General features: G+C 71.2%; 12 protein-coding genes and 2 pseudogenes. 11 read left to right on the top strand and 3 right to left on the bottom strand.

Features of this window, described 5'->3' with window-relative positions; all coding sequences use genetic code 11:
- The first annotated feature begins 97 nt into the window (after nt 1-97).
- Nucleotides 98-829 (top strand): glycosyltransferase family 2 protein, encoded by a 732-nt coding sequence (locus ACGFK0_RS12195; RefSeq protein WP_392903515.1) that lies wholly within the window; start codon nt 98-100, stop codon nt 827-829.
- A pseudogene (gene mptB, locus ACGFK0_RS12190) lies at nt 826-1,716 on the top strand (polyprenol phosphomannose-dependent alpha 1,6 mannosyltransferase MptB); the annotation flags it as partial. The gene ACGFK0_RS12195 and the pseudogene mptB, both read left to right, overlap by 4 nt.
- Nucleotides 1,717-2,242: 526 nt before the next feature.
- On the opposite strand, the gene ACGFK0_RS12185 reads toward mptB, so the two are convergent.
- Nucleotides 2,243-4,513, bottom strand: a complete 2,271-nt coding sequence (locus ACGFK0_RS12185; protein ID WP_392903513.1) for a hypothetical protein — start codon at nt 4,511-4,513, stop codon at nt 2,243-2,245.
- 54 nt (nt 4,514-4,567) lie between these two features.
- On the opposite strand from ACGFK0_RS12185, the gene ACGFK0_RS12180 reads away from it, so the two are divergent.
- From ACGFK0_RS12180 to ACGFK0_RS12160, 5 genes and pseudogenes are all read left to right on the top strand, one after another.
- On the top strand, nt 4,568-5,911 hold the full coding sequence (locus ACGFK0_RS12180) for a glycosyltransferase 87 family protein (protein WP_392903511.1): 1,344 nt from the start codon (nt 4,568-4,570) through the stop codon (nt 5,909-5,911).
- Complete coding sequence (locus ACGFK0_RS12175; RefSeq protein ID WP_392904048.1) at nt 5,911-6,369, top strand: DUF4446 family protein; 459 nt, start codon at nt 5,911-5,913, stop codon at nt 6,367-6,369. The genes ACGFK0_RS12180 and ACGFK0_RS12175 overlap by 1 nt, the downstream gene beginning before the upstream one ends.
- Nucleotides 6,370-6,525: 156 nt before the next feature.
- Nucleotides 6,526-7,464, top strand: a complete 939-nt coding sequence (pheA, locus tag ACGFK0_RS12170) for a prephenate dehydratase (protein WP_392903508.1) — start codon at nt 6,526-6,528, stop codon at nt 7,462-7,464.
- A 235-nt stretch (nt 7,465-7,699) separates the two neighbouring features.
- Nucleotides 7,700-7,963 (top strand): annotated as a pseudogene (locus ACGFK0_RS12165) (UTRA domain-containing protein); the annotation flags it as partial.
- Nucleotides 7,944-8,567: a GntR family transcriptional regulator gene (locus ACGFK0_RS12160; RefSeq protein WP_392903505.1), complete on the top strand. Its 624-nt coding sequence runs from the start codon at nt 7,944-7,946 to the stop codon at nt 8,565-8,567. The pseudogene ACGFK0_RS12165 and the gene ACGFK0_RS12160, both read left to right, overlap by 20 nt.
- Here the strand turns inward: ACGFK0_RS12160 and ACGFK0_RS12155 are convergent.
- Both ACGFK0_RS12155 and ACGFK0_RS12150 read right to left on the bottom strand, forming a co-directional pair.
- A complete protein-coding gene (locus ACGFK0_RS12155; protein ID WP_392903503.1) occupies nt 8,478-8,909 on the bottom strand; it encodes a type II toxin-antitoxin system VapC family toxin in 432 nt (143 codons plus the stop codon). The genes ACGFK0_RS12160 and ACGFK0_RS12155 overlap by 90 nt on opposite strands.
- Nucleotides 8,894-9,265 carry a hypothetical protein gene (locus ACGFK0_RS12150; RefSeq protein ID WP_392903501.1) on the bottom strand — a complete coding sequence of 124 codons (372 nt, stop codon included), beginning with the start codon at nt 9,263-9,265 and terminating at the stop codon, nt 8,894-8,896. Before ACGFK0_RS12150 ends, ACGFK0_RS12155 begins: the two co-directional genes overlap by 16 nt.
- A 133-nt stretch (nt 9,266-9,398) precedes the next feature.
- Here ACGFK0_RS12150 and ACGFK0_RS12145 point away from each other — a divergent pair, with 133 nt between their 5' ends.
- The 4 genes from ACGFK0_RS12145 to serS all read left to right on the top strand — a co-directional run bounded on the left by ACGFK0_RS12145 (nt 9,399) and on the right by serS (nt 14,024).
- Complete coding sequence (locus tag ACGFK0_RS12145) at nt 9,399-10,121, top strand: DsbA family oxidoreductase (protein WP_392903498.1); 723 nt, start codon at nt 9,399-9,401, stop codon at nt 10,119-10,121.
- Nucleotides 10,122-10,247: 126 nt separating this feature from the next.
- Nucleotides 10,248-11,891, top strand: a complete 1,644-nt coding sequence (locus tag ACGFK0_RS12140) for a hypothetical protein (RefSeq protein ID WP_392903495.1) — start codon at nt 10,248-10,250, stop codon at nt 11,889-11,891.
- A gap of 14 nt (nt 11,892-11,905) precedes the next feature.
- Entirely contained in the window at nt 11,906-12,754 is an 849-nt protein-coding gene (locus tag ACGFK0_RS12135; RefSeq protein WP_392903493.1) for a class I SAM-dependent methyltransferase, read from the top strand.
- Nucleotides 12,755-12,764: 10 nt separating this feature from the next.
- Complete coding sequence (gene serS / locus ACGFK0_RS12130) at nt 12,765-14,024, top strand: serine--tRNA ligase (RefSeq protein ID WP_392903491.1); 1,260 nt, start codon at nt 12,765-12,767, stop codon at nt 14,022-14,024.
- The last annotated feature ends 22 nt before the right edge of the window (nt 14,025-14,046 follow it).

The raw sequence follows: 14,046 nt of genomic DNA, 5'->3' as shown, positions 1-14,046 counted from the left end.
AAGAGCGCCCCTCACGCGGGTGGCCCGCGGGTAACGGGTCGGGGCGTTCCTCCCGCCGATCCCCGCCGCGCGCCCGTCCCCGACTACCATCGCGGATATGCAGGACGTAGCGGTGATCATCCCGGCCAAGGACGAAGCCGACCGCATCGCGGCCACCGTCAAAGCCGCCCAGGAACTCCCGGGCGCCGACCTGGTCGTGGTGGTCGACGACGGCTCGTCCGACGGCACCGGGCGGGTCGCCCGCGACGCCGGGGCCCGAGTCGTCCGGCACAGCCGCAACCGGGGCAAGGGCGCCGCGATGGAAAGCGGCGCCGAGGCCGTCCGGCTCCTCGACGACGGCCGCGACCAGCCGCGTCACCTGCTGTTCCTCGACGCCGACCTGGCCGAGACCGCCCGGGAGGCCGCGCCCCTCACCGAGCCGGTGCGGGCCGGCGACGCCGACATGACGATCGCGGTGTTCACCACGACGGTGAAGCTCGGCGGGCACGGTTTCGTCGTCCGGCTCTCCCGCGACGGGATCCGCCGCGCCACCGGCTGGGAGGCCACCGCCCCCCTCAACGGGCAGCGCTGCCTGACCCGCGCCGCGTTCGACGCCGCGCTGCCGCTGGCCGCCGGGTTCGGCGTGGAGACCGCGCTCACCATCGACCTCCTCCGCAAGGGGTTCCGGGTGGAGGAAGTGGAGGTCCCGCTCGCGCACCGCGCCACCGGGACGGACTGGCGCGCCCAGTTGCACCGCGCCCGGCAGTTCCGGGACGTGGCCAGGGCCCTCGCCGTGCGCGAACCGGCGGTGGCCCGCCGCGTGGACCGCCTGCGCGGCAGCCGCCCATGACCCGTCTCGGGACGGGCGGGCTGTGCGGCATCGGAGCCGGCGTCGCATGCTTCCTCGTCACCGCACTGCTGGGCCCGTCCGTCTTCCAGCCCGCACTGGAGGGCGCGCCGGGTGAGCCGCCCTACTCACTGACCGCCCACCCGTCGCCGTACCTGGTGATCGGGCTCGTCGTCGCGGGCATCGTCGCGAGCGCCGTGGGCCTCGGGCTCTGCCTCGCCGCGGTCCGGAAGGGCTGGCGCGTCCGGCCGCTGCCGCTGCTGATGGCCGGGCTGCTCGCGGCGGTCGCGTTCATGATGATGCCGCCGGTCGGGTCCACCGACCACCTGAACTACGCCTCCTACGGGCGGATGGCGGCGACGGGCCACGACCCGTACGCCACCAGCGCCGCCGAGCTGCCGCACGACCCGGTCGCGGGGGCACCCGAGGAGTGGCGCACGACACCGTCGGTGTACGGGCCGATCGCCACGGGGGAGCAGGCGCTCGCCGCGTGGATCGGCGGCGGGTCCGTGCGGCTGACCGTGTTCGTCCTGTCGGTGTTCAACGTGCTCGCGTTCGCGGTGACGGCGCTGATCCTCTACCGGACGGCCGGGAGCGAGACACGGCGGCTTCGCACGGCGCTGCTGTGGACGTGCAACCCGCTGGTGCTGTTCCACCTGGTCTCGGGTGCGCACAACGACGTCCTCGCGATCGCGCCGATGGTCGCGGCCCTCGCCGTCGTCGGCGGCCGGGCACGCCGCGGCCGGGCGCGCGGCGGCTGGCTGCGCGCGCTCGCCGCGGGCGCCCTCGCCGGGGCCGGCACGGCGGTCAAGCTGCCCGCCGCCCTCGTCGCCGGCGGGCCCGCCTGGGTCCTGCTACGCGAGACGTGGACGCGGCGCGCATGGCGGCCGGCCGCCCGGCTCGCCGCGCTGGCGGGCGGCGCCGGAGCCGTCACGGCGATCTCCTACCTGCTCGCCGGGCCGCACGCGCTCGACCAGGTCCGCGAGGCGAGCGACATGGTCTCGTTCGCCACCCCCTGGCATCTGCTGGACGAGTCGCTCGGACGCGGCTCGCAGCGCGACGTCATCAAGGCGGGCGCGCTGCTGCTCGGCCTCGGGCTGTTCGTGCTGCTGGCCCGCACGCTTCCGAAAGACCCACTGCCCAAGGACGCGCTGCCCAAGGACGCGATCCGCGACGACACGGTCGCATCGGACGGTGACAACCGCCGTATCGCGGCGGCGTTCGTCCTCGCCTGGCTCTTCGCCGCCCCCTACGCGCTGCCCTGGTACGACGGGTTCGGCTGGGCGCTGCTTGCCCTGCTCCCCTGGACGCGTGTCGACTGGGTCCTGCTCGCCCACACCGCCGCGCTCAGCCTCGCCTACCTTCCGGCCCGCGCCCCCGCCCGGATCATGCTGCCGGACGACCTGTCGTGGCTGTTCACCGTCGTTCGGCCGACGGTGATTCCGTGGACTCTGGTCGCGGTTCTGACGGTTCTGGTGGTGCAGAGTCTTCGTTTCTCAGGTCGATCTCCAGTGACCGGACGCCCGCGGCGAGCATCAGCGGAGTCGACAGGCTGAACGCGACCGACAGGATCACCACGCCCGAGTCGTTCACCAGCATCCCGATGACGCCGACCGCCAGCGCGCAGATCAGCGACGGGCGCATCGTCAGGCTGTGCTCGTAGGCGCGCTGCAGCAGCGACACCCGCCACCGGGTCGGGCGCGCCAGAACGAAGAACAGGAACACGACCGCCGCGGCGACCGCCAGCGTGTACGGCCAGTACCCGAGGCTGTTCACCATGGCGTCGAACTTGCGGGTGACGATGCCCCAGGCCTCGCCGTCCATGAGGTCCCGCCAGAACCGGCCGAGATGCGTCGGGTTGGCGCTCCGGGAGTTCAGGAAGGAGATGAACAGCACCAGCGCCGCGCCGGCCAGGCCGAACGACGCGAGCCTGACCGCCGAGACGCGCCGCCCCGTCACCATCAGGCCGAGCATCGCGAACGCCGGCACCATCGCCAGCACGCCGCCGAAGTCGCTGCCCCATGCGGGGAGCCCGTCGACCGCGACGGCGAACGCACCGATCACCACGACGATTCCGAGCGCGAGCCTCTTGCGGCCCGCGCGCAGCGGGTACTCCGCCAGCCACCCCGCCGTCAGGATCGAGGCGACGGCGAACAGCGAGAACGCCTGGTTGCCGAACCCGTAGAAGCGCCCGGCGACCAGCGCGGTGTACCCCATCAGCGTGTTGAGCTGGAGGTTCGACCCGGTCATGACGTCCAGCGCGAGGACGCCGGCGGTGACTCCGGTGATCACCAGCCCGGGCGCGAACGAGGACCGGCGCCACGGACCGGCGAGCGCCAGGCCGGTCAGCAGCCCGGCGAAGCCGAGCACGGTGCAGATCAGCACGGGGGTCGGATGCGCGGCCCGCCACCACGGCAGCAGCCCCGCGAGGAACGACGCGGCCGGCGCCGCCCCGCCGAGCAGCGCTATCACGCGGGTGCCGCCGAGTATCCGCGCCCGTGACCTGCGGTCGCCGCCGAGGCGCCGCAGGGCGAGCGCCGCGATCCCGTACAGGACGAGCTGCGTCGCGAACAGCACCCAGTAGAACGACGTCTGGACCGTCCGGATGCCCTGCGCCGCGACGTCGGAGTCCTCCAGCGACTCCACGCGTTCGGCCGTGCTGTCGTCCGACGGCTGCGGCTGCCAGACCGACCCGACGGCCTGCTTCGGCTGCGGCAGCCCGAGGAACTTCATCGTCGTCGCGGTGAGGTCGGTGAGCGTGACCAGGCCGTCCTGCCGGGTGGCGGTGGACGTCATGTACCCGGGGCCGTAGGTGAGGTCCCCGCCGGCTTCGCCCTTGGCGATGGCGACGCGCAGGTGCGGGTCGACACCGACGTCGGACAGCCCGGCCAGCAGGACCGTCGTCCCCGCGGGGATGTTGTTCACGACCTGCGAGACCCGGCGGTCGGCGGCGGCCGTGGCGTCGGCGCGGGTCCGGTCCGACAGCGGGATCTGCTCGCCGTCCGGGTCGACCCCCGCGTCGATGTAGCCGCGGAACAGGTCGTCCACGTCGACCGCGGTGAGGGGGCAGCGGGCCCAGTCGGCGGCGGTCGCCTCGTCGGGGGACGGGACGTAGTGGTCGACCCGCCCGCCGCCGTCGCCGACGCCGAACACCGCGCCGGGCCCGACCGCCGTCGTGCAGCCGCCCGCCGCCTTCACCGCGTCGCCGAGCAGGCCGATCTGGGCGTGGTAGTCGGTGTCGGCGTTGTCGCTCTTGATCGCCGGCCAGCCGGGGGCGATGGCGCCGCCCTCGGGCGGCGGGCCCGTGGGGGAGTGATGCCCGGACAGGATCGGGGCGGCCGGGAGCGCGCAGTCGCCGTGCGGCAGCCGGGACCGCTGCCCCGCCGACAGCGTCAGCCACGCGTCCGTCGGGCACGTGTTGACCCGTGTCGTGCGGACGGACAGGCTCGCGGCGGAGCCCTGCGCGGTCAGCTCCCACAGCGCGGGCGTGTTCTCCCGGTCGACGTCGCTCCACAGCAGCCCCGGAACCCCGACGACCACGACCCGGCCGCGGATGGCCGACGCTCCCGCGGCCGCCTCCTGAGCGGACGCGCCGCCGGCCTGGGCCGCGGACGACCCGGGCAACCCCACCAGTACCGTGACGAGGGTCGCGAGGAACATGGCGATCTTTGCTCCCCGCGAAGTCATGGCGTTCAGGCTACAAGAGCCATACCGTGCCAGAGGGGCCATATCCTGCGGGCTGTGGACGGTCCCAAGGCGCAGGTCGTGAGCGAACCCCGTGACGGGGCCGAGCCCCCGCCCGTCCCCACCGGGCGGCGGTGGGCGCGGGCCGATCTGCTGATCCTCCTGGCGGGCGTCGTCGTCGCCGTGGTCGCCGTCACACCGGTCGTCACCCGCTGGCTCGGCAACGAGCCCGACCAGCGGCTCGTCGACCTGGAGGTGTACCGGGACGGCGGACGGGCCATCCTGCGCGGTGCGCCGCTCTACGAGGTCCTGACGCAGCCGCCGCAGTTCCTCCCGTTCACGTATCCGCCATTCGCCGCGGTCCTGGCCGTCCCGTTCACCCTGCTCCCCTGGCGCGCCGCGCAGCTGGTGTGGACGGCCCTCGTCTACGCCGCGCTGGTGGCCGCGGTCTGCTACGCGTTCCGCGACCTCATCCGCCGGTTCGGACGCTGGGCTCCGCTCGCCGCGGGCGTCCTGGTCGCCGCGATGACGTGGCTGGAACCCGTCCGGGACCAGTTCCGCTTCGGCCAGGTCGGGCTGTTCCTCCTCGCCATGTGCCTGGCCGACTGCTGTGCCCGCACGGCCCGCTGGCCGCGCGGGATGCTCGTCGGCCTCGCCGTCGCGATCAAGCTGGTGCCGGGCGTCTTCCTCATCTGGTTCCTGATCACCGGGCGGCGGGACGCGCTGGGCAACGCGCTGCTCACCGCCGCCGCGGCGACCCTCGGCGGGTTCGCGCTGCTGCCGTCCGACTCGTCCGACTACTGGTTCCACGTGCTGCTGCAGGGCGGCGACCGGACGGGTGCGGTCGACGGCACCACGAACCAGGCGGTCCACGGCATCGTCGCGCGGATCCTGGACGAGGGGCCCGCCCGCACGCTCGTGTGGCTCGCCCTCGCGCTGGTCGTCGCGTACTACGGCTTCCGGTGGGCGCGCCGCACGTCCCAGGCCGCCGATCTCCGGGCCGGGGCCGACTCCGCGAGCCTGCTCCTCGCCTCGGTCGCGATCGCCGGGCTCCTGTCCGTCGTGCTGTCGCCTGTGGGGTGGATCCACCATCTCGTGTGGATGATCGCCGTCATCGCGGCTTTGGCCGGTGATGGTCGCGACACGCGAAGATGTCTTTTCGCGTTCGTCCTGTGGCTGCTGTTCCTGTTCCCGATCCCGTGGTGGGCGCGAAGCATGATCGGCCCAGATCACTCCGTGGTCTCGGTTTTCGCGGGCCAGGTCCTCCGCGACTCGTTCGGCATCGCCGCCCTCGTCTCGGTTCTCGCGCTCGGAACCTGGCTCGTGAAACGGGTCCGGCCGCAAGTCGCCCACGAGGATCTTTCGCAACACGAGGTCCGGATGGGTACTCTCAGCCCGTGATGCTTGTCGCGGTGGCCGTCGCCGGCCTGGTCGCGGGGGTTGCGGGCCTGTCCATCGCGGTGGTCGCCCACAACCGGGTGAACCAGGTCGTCGACGAGTGCGGAGAAATGCTCAGGCGCCAACTCCAGGTCGCCAGTGGATCGGTGGACGAGCGCGCCATGCGCGACCTCGCGATCGTCCACTACGACGCCCTCAAGGAGATGTCGGGACACCGGTCCTTCTCACTCGCCCTGATCAACGCGGTCGGGGACGGGGTCGTCGTCAGCTCCATCAACGGGCGGACCGAGACGCGGACCTACGCAAAGGCCGTCCAGGCCGGGCATCCCGTCGAGATGCTCTCCCCCGAGGAGAACCAGGCCCTGCGCGCGGCGAAGCTCGGCAAGGGTCCCGCCGTGTCGATGGACGACCCGCTCGCCGACTTCGGCAACGGCGACCGTACCTCCACCGCACGTGCTTGAAGCGCCCCGCGCCTGATCGGGCCGGCGGTCTTCCCTGGCCGGACGGCCTTGACCGGCCGGGCGGTAGCCTTGAGGCACATTCCGCTCACCAGTGACACGCGCACCGGTGACCCAGCACAAGCGACCCAGCACAAGCGACCCAGCACCGGGGGACCCGTGACCGCAGACAGCAGGCCAGCGCGCTACGCCTACCTGGGTCCGCGGGGCACGTTCACCGAGGCGGCGCTGCTGACCCTCCCGGACGCCGCCGCGGCCGAGCACGTCCCGTACTCGACCGTCCCGGCCGCGCTGGAGGCCCTGCGCCGCGGCGAGGCCGACTCCGCCGTCGTGGCTCTGGAGAACTCCGTCGAGGGCTCCGTCCCGACCACGCTGGACGAACTGGCCACCGGTGAGGCCCTCCAGATCGTCGGCGAGATCCACCTGCCGGTCTCGTTCGCGCTGCTCGTCCGGCCCGGCACCGCGATGGCCGACATCAAGACCGTCGCGTCCCACCCGATCGCGCAGCCGCAGTGCCGCCGCTGGCTGCTGGAGAACGTCCCGGACGCCGAGTGGCGCGCCGCGACGTCCAACGCCGAGGCCGCCCAGCACGTCGCCGACGGCCACTACGACGCGGCCCTCGCCGGCTCGTTCGCCGCGTCCCGCTACGGCCTGTCCGTCCTCGCCGAGGACATCCACGACGTCGCCGACGCCGTCACCCGCTTCGTCGTCCTGCACCGCCCCTGCACGCCGCCCGCCCCGACCGGCATGGACAAGACGACCGTCGTCGCGTTCATCGGCGAGGACCACCCGGGCGCGCTGCTGGAGATCCTCACCGAGTTCTCCGTGCGCGGCATCAACCTCACCCTGATCCAGTCCCGACCCACCGGGGCCGGTCTCGGCTCCTACCTGTTCTGGATGGACTTCGAAGGCCACGTCGCGGACGCCCGCGTCGGTGAGGCCCTGATGGGCCTGCGCCGCGTCTGCTCCGACCTCCGCTTCGTCGGTTCCTATCCCCGCGCCGACCAGATCCGTCCCGAGATCCGCCGCGGCACCCACGACGACGCCTTCACCAAGGCCGCCGCCTGGCTCGAAGCCATCCGCACCGGCCAGGGGTAGCCGGCGTGGCCTTGGTAACCGTCGGTTGACCCACGCACCTCGTACTCCCCGCCCCTCAGCGTGGCCGGTTAGGGATCATCGGACCCGTCCACATCCATAATGGTTCTCGCGAGAAGTACTGTCTCAATGAGGGAGCCGCACCATGCGGATTGCGAGCTCGTTGCCTTACCTGTCTCCTCGGCGGTAGGGACAGGGTGACGCCTGGTCACAGGAGGCGGCCGAGGCGGGACACGTCGGGACGCAGCGGTTGCGGGAGGTCGGCACGATCGTGCCGCCCTTGGAGGTGTCGGCGGGACTGAGATTGCCGGAGGGCGCGGCGGCGGTGGTCCGGCGGCGGACGATCAGTCTTGACGACAGACCAGTCGAGCTGGCCGATTCGTGGTATCCCACCGCAATCGCGGCCGGGACCGCTCTTGCTCAGCATGGAAAAATCAAGGGCGGTGCGGTGACGCTCCTGGCCGATCTCGGGTTCACCGTTCATGAGGCGCGAGAAGAGATCGAGGTTCGCGCCCGGGGCGCAGTTGCCCTCGACCGCGTACCTGGTGGACGAGTTCGGGGTGTCCAACACCACCGTGCAAAAGGCCCTGAGCGTACTCAAGGGCGAGGGCTATCTGACAAGCCGGCAGGGCAAGGGCGTGTTCGTTCGCGAACGCCAGCCGTTCAGAGTCGAGGCCGACACCTACTTCGAACCTACGCCGGGAGGGTATTCGTACGAGTTGCTGGAGGTGGCCGAAGTGGCGTCGCCGACCGAAGTCGCCAGGGCGCTCGGACTGGAGGCCGGTGACCCGGTGCAGTTGCGTCACCGATTGCTCAGGCACGGCGGACGGCCGGTCGAGGTCGATTGGTCGTACTACCCGCTGGAACTGGCCCGCGGCACCGGTCTGGCCGAACAACGCAGGATACGGGGCGGTGCGCCGCGAGTGCTGGAGGAGCTGGGATCCCCGCAGCGTGCGCCCCCGGAGAGGGCGGCCCACGATTCTCGGTCTTCGGTGGTCGCGCGACCCCGAGTCTTCTCACACGTGGAAGACGGCGATGCGCTCGTTCTTGGGGCGCTCGGGTTCTTCGACCAGCCGGTTGAGATCATCCGGGTCGCTGGTGAGTAGCACGACCGGGCGAGCGGCCCCCAATGCGGTCACGGCCACCACCGCGTCTATGGCGCACCGATGTCCGGACAGCCCGGTGTTGCCCAGCAACTCTCCAGCGCGACGGGCCATGAGCGGTGTGACGGGAAGCGTCGTGATACGCGACAAGACCTGGTGTATCCGCGCGTCACGCGGCCTGCCGCGCAGTACCTCGGTCAGCGTGATGGCGCTGACCACGACACTGGCCCTGCGGGCACGCGCCGTGTCGAGATATGCGCGCGGAAGCGGGTGACCCTCGGCGAGTTTGGCCAGGCCCTCACTGTCGAGGACGAGAGTTCCACCGGTGGCTACTCGTCTGGCCACGTGTTTCCTGCCTGCGCGAGATATTCCTCGGGTATCGGGCCGTGCTCGTCTTCCAGAAGCGTGGACAACTCGGCCAGCAAGTCCAACTCCAGTTGGTGGGCGACGGCCTCGGTCACGTACCGGCTGAACTCTCCCTTGCCGACACGCTGCTGCACAGCGGCGGTGAGCTCTTCTGGCAACGAGACACTGACCTTGCGGGCGCGGCCCAGCGAGTGGAGATTCTCGGCGGGTTCGTCCAATTGGTCGCCAGCATTGTGAAGCCACTCGGTCACGGACCGGAGCGCCTTCTGAGCCCCGGTGTCGGTATCCGTCGACTCCGGTTCCCCGGCCGCGGGCTCATACGGCATAGCGTTCATGCCTCGATGCTACCGCCGGTGGTAAGTGGATGGTCAAGGACTTCGATCTTTCGTCCGCTTCGTCCGGCCGGAAATCGATCAGGGCCGGGGATTGTTGTAGAAGATTCAACCGTCCCGGGAGAGGTGCCCTGCCATGCGCGTCGAGATCTGGTCCGATGTCATCTGCCCCTGGTGCTACATCGGGAAGCGGCAGTTCGAGCAGGCGCTGGACGGGTTCGGGCATCGCGACCAGGTCGAGGTGGTGTACCGGGCCTTCCAGCTCGACCCGTCGTTCCCCGAGGGCGAGACCATGGACGTCGCCGACATGCTGGCCGGCAAGTACGGCATGTCGCGTGAGCAGGCCGTCGAGATGAACCGGCAGATGGAGGAGCGCGCGGCCGGGGTGGGTCTGGAGTACCACCTGGAGGGCGGCCGCTCGGGCAACACCGCGGACGCGCACCGGATGATCCACCTCGGGGCGGAGCACGGCGTGCAGGACGCGGTCGTCGAGGCCCTCTTCAAGGCCCACTTCACCGACCGCCGCTCGGTCTTCGACCACGACTCCCTGGTGGAGGTCGTGGCGGAGGCGGGCCTGCACGCGACCGAGGCGCGCGAGGTGCTCACGTCCGGCCGGTTCGCCTCGGACGTGGACGCCGAGCAGCGCGCGGCGCGCGACATCGGTGCGACCGGCGTCCCGTTCTTCGTCATCGACCGCCGCTACGGCGTCTCGGGCGCCCAGCCCACCGAGACGTTCGCGGAGGTCCTCGGCAAGGCGTGGGCGGAGGCCAACCCCGCGCTGACGACGATCGGTGACGAGGCCGCCGCCTGCACCGACGACACCTGCGCCGTCCCCGCGGACGACTCCCCGCCCAGGTAACCCAACTGTGACCGCCCGGTAGACCGGAGCCGGTAAACCCGTGGTGGATCTTGAGCGTCATCTCCACACCAGCAATCAGTGGCACGTCCGCTGACCGCTGGATGGACATGACGATGGAGGTTCCTGGTGCGCCGGTTGATCGCCCTGTTGACGGCTCTCGCCGTGACGTTCTCACTCGCCTCCGTGCCGGCGGACGCCGCCGCCGTCTCGGCGCGGATCAAAGACGTGCGGATCCTGTCTCCCGGTGCGGCCACGACGCAGATCGAAGTGGCGGCCGAAGGCATCGCCGACATCACCAAGGTGCGCGCCGTCGTGTACGCGTACATGCACGGTTCCCCGAAGACGCTCAGCGTCGACGACTTCGAGTTGGTCGAGGGGACGGTGCGGGACGGGGTGTGGCGAACGAAGTCCGCGGTCACCGTCGACCCCGGCCGCTGGTGGGTGGACGTCGAGCTGACCACCACCGAGGACACGCGCCTGTGGCCTCAGCGCGTGATCATCGAGAACGGGCTCGACTCAGTGATCACCGACTTCGAGGTCACCCCGGACATCGTCGACGTCGACCACCCCGAGGTCGCGTTCAGCGCGCGGCTGATGAGCCGTAGCGCCGGCGGTGACCTGGCAGCGGTGCAGGGCGCCACGCTGCGCCTGATTGGCGTGAACGGCCCGATCCCCTCGGCGGTCACCGGGGCGGACGGCCGGGCGCAGGGGACCGCGAACTTCACCTGGACGGGCTACGCCCGGCTGCACTACGACGGCGGCTTCATGTACCGGCCCAGCCGCAGCGCGGAGGTCCAGGTCACGATGCGGCGGCTCCAGACCCGGGTCACGCTGAGCATGCCCGACCGGCTGATCGTGGGCGACCAGGTCACCGTCAGCGGGCGGCTCGAACGGCAGGACCGCGACGGTGCCTGGGCGCCGCTGGCGGGCAAGCAGGTCAACCTCCAGTTCGACCCGGCGACCGGCGGCGACTGGAGGACGGTCGCGACCCCGACGACCGACGCCGCCGGCGACTACAGCACGAAGGTGACCGTCACCGAGAACGGCGCGTGGTCGATCCAGTTCGCGAACGACCCGGTCGGCCTGCCGGGCGACTACCATTACTATGTCTCGTCCGAGGCGCACACCAGCGTCCGGATGGTCGCGTACCGGACGAAGATCATTGACGGGAACGCGTGGCCTGAGCCGGTCGGCAGGGGCAACATGGTCACCGGGAGCGGGCGCGTGATGAACCAGCTCGCGGACGGCAGCTGGGTCGGTGCTCCGGCGAACGCGACCGTGCAGCTGCAGTTCTCCACCGACCGCAGCAAGTGGAGCAACAAGGGCCTCGTGGGCGTCAGCGGTGACGGAACGTTCAACGTCCAGGGGCGCGCGGACCGGGACGGATACTGGCGCCTGGTCGTCCCCCGCAGCGGCTACGCCGAGCCGTCCGTCAGCGGCACCGACTACATCGACGTCAGGTACCGGACGCGGATCCTCGACTTCAACGCGGCACCGGAGCCTGTGACGAAGGGCGGCACCGTCACCGTGATGGGGTCGCTCCAGCGGGAGACCGACAAGTGGAAGCCCTACGCGTCGAAGAAGATCAAGTTCTACTTCCTGCCCAAGGGCTCGTCCACGTGGACCTACCTGGGCTCGCAGAACACCGACGAGTACGGTCGTTTCCGCAAGGGCTTCAAGGCGTCCAAGGACGGCACGTGGCGTGCGTACAGCGGCGCCGCGACCAGCTACATCAAGACCTACCGGGACGACTACGTGGACGTGCGCTGACGTAGGCTGCCTGGGTGGCCAAGGACTTCGATCTCTACGAGCGGGAACTGTGGGCCGGGCGCGCCTCCGCGTACGAGCGGGGGTTCGCCCGGCTCACCCGTTACATGGTCGGCCCGCTGCTGGACGCCGCCGGTGTCGCGGACGGGATGCGGTTCCTCGACGTGGGGACGGGCCCGGGGTTCGTGTCCCGGGAGGCGGCCCGGCGCGGCGCCGACGTGTCGGCGATGGACGCCGACCCGGACATGGCCGAGACCGCCCGCCGGAACGTCCCCGGCCTCGACGCGCACGTCGCGATCCTGCCCGACGTGCCGTTCGCGGACGGGGAGTTCGACGCCGTCGCCGGCAACTTCGTCATCAACCACGTCGGTTCCCCCGGCAGGGCGCTCGCGGAACTGCGGCGCGTCCTGCGGCCGGGTGGGCGGCTGGCGCTGAGCTGCTGGGTGATGCCGGGCAGCGGCGCCCTCGGGATCGTCCGGGAGGCGATCGAGGAGGCGGGCGTGCCGTGGCCGGACGACATTCCGGAGCCGCCGTTCATGGAGTACGGCGAGGCGGTGGCGTTCCGGCGGCTGGTGGCGGAGGCGGGGTTCACCGACGTGGCCGTCGAAGAGGTGACGTGGGAGCACGTCGCCGACCCCGAGGACTGGTGGGAGACGGGCGCGCTGTCGAAGGTCGGCACCAACGGCGTCATCGTCGGGCGGCAGGACCCCGGGACCGTCGCGCGGATCAAGGACGCCTACGACCGGATCATCGCCGGGTACGCGGTGGAGGACGGCAAGGTCGCGCTGCCCGCGCACGCGCTGCTGGCCAGCGGCGTCCAGGAGAACGGCGATATGCGCGCGCGACGGAGGGGCCCGGGCCGGTAGCCTCGGGTCTGTGATTGACCTGCGAGCTCTTCGAGAGGATCCCGAGCGGCTGCGCGCCTCGCAGCGCGCCCGCGGTGAGGATGACGCCGTCGTCGACCGGCTGCTGGACGTGGACGAAAGGCGCCGCTCGGCGCTGACGTCCTTCGAGCAGCTCAGGGCGGAGCAGAAGAGTTTCGGCAAGTCGGTGTCCAAGGCGCAGGGCGACGAGCGGCAGGCGCTGCTGACCCGCGCGAAGGAGCTGGCGCAGCAGGTCAAGGAGCGCGAGGCGGAGGCCGACCGGCTCGGCGGGGAACTCGAGACGCTGATGAAGGGCGTCCCGAACCTCATCGAGGACGGCGCCCCGCCCGGCGGCGAACAGGACTTCGTCGTCCTGGAGCATGTCGGCGAGCCGACGGCGTTCGACTTCGAGCCCAAGGACCACCTGGAGCTGGGGGAGAGCCTCGGCGCCATCGACATGGAGCGCGGCGCGAAGGTGTCGGGCGCGCGGTTCTACTATCTGACGGGTGTGGGCGCGCGGCTGCAGTACGCGCTGCTCAACCTCGCCATGGAGCAGGCCGTCGCGGCCGGGTTCGTCCCGATGTACCCGCCGGTCCTGGTGAAGCCGGAGGCGATGGAGGGCACCGGGTTCCTCGGCGCGCACGCCGCCGAGGTGTACCGGCTTCCGGACGACGACCTGTATCTGGTCGGGACGTCGGAGGTGCCGCTCGCCGCGTACCACATGAACGAGATCATCGACGAGCTGCCGCGGCGGTACGTGGCGTGGTCGTCGTGCTTTCGCCGCGAGGCCGGCTCGTACGGCAAGGACACCCGCGGCATCATCCGCGTCCACCAGTTCGACAAGGTGGAGATGTTCTCCTACTGCGACCCGGCCGACTCGCACGCCGAGCACCTGCGGCTGCTGGAGTGGGAGAAGGAGATGCTCGCCAAGGTCGAGATCCCGTACCGGGTGATCGACGTGGCGGCGGGCGACCTGGGGTCCAGCGCGGCGCGCAAGTACGACTGCGAGGCGTGGGTGCCGACGCAGAACACCTACCGCGAGGTCACCTCCACGTCCAACTGCACCGAGTTCCAGGCGCGGCGTCTCGCGGTGCGCCACAAGGACGCCGACGGCAAGAACCAGCCGGTCGCCACCCTGAACGGGACGCTGGCGACCACCCGCTGGATGGTCGCGATCCTGGAGAACCACCAGCGGGCGGACGGAAGCGTCCGCGTGCCGGAGGCGCTTCAGAAGTTCCTCGGCATGGACGTCCTGGAGCCCGTGAAGCGTTGACGCCCGGCGGTGAGGGTGTCCG

This window comes from Spirillospora sp. NPDC048823 (genome assembly GCF_043198445.1).
Classification (GTDB): Bacteria; Actinomycetota; Actinomycetes; order Streptosporangiales; family Streptosporangiaceae; genus Spirillospora.
Note: the sequence above shows the minus strand (reverse complement) of the source record. Positions and strands in the feature narration are given on the sequence as shown.

Coding starts and splice junctions, on each gene's coding strand:
- ACGFK0_RS12160 (WP_392903505.1), top strand. CDS start 7,944: ATGAGGCGCGAGAAGAGATCGAGGTTCGCGCCCGGGGCGCAGTTGCCC.
- ACGFK0_RS12145 (WP_392903498.1), top strand. CDS start 9,399: ATGCGCGTCGAGATCTGGTCCGATGTCATCTGCCCCTGGTGCTACATC.
- ACGFK0_RS12195 (WP_392903515.1), top strand. CDS start 98: ATGCAGGACGTAGCGGTGATCATCCCGGCCAAGGACGAAGCCGACCGC.
- ACGFK0_RS12185 (WP_392903513.1), bottom strand. CDS start 4,513: ATGACTTCGCGGGGAGCAAAGATCGCCATGTTCCTCGCGACCCTCGTC.
- ACGFK0_RS12175 (WP_392904048.1), top strand. CDS start 5,911: ATGCTTGTCGCGGTGGCCGTCGCCGGCCTGGTCGCGGGGGTTGCGGGC.
- ACGFK0_RS12150 (WP_392903501.1), bottom strand. CDS start 9,265: ATGAACGCTATGCCGTATGAGCCCGCGGCCGGGGAACCGGAGTCGACG.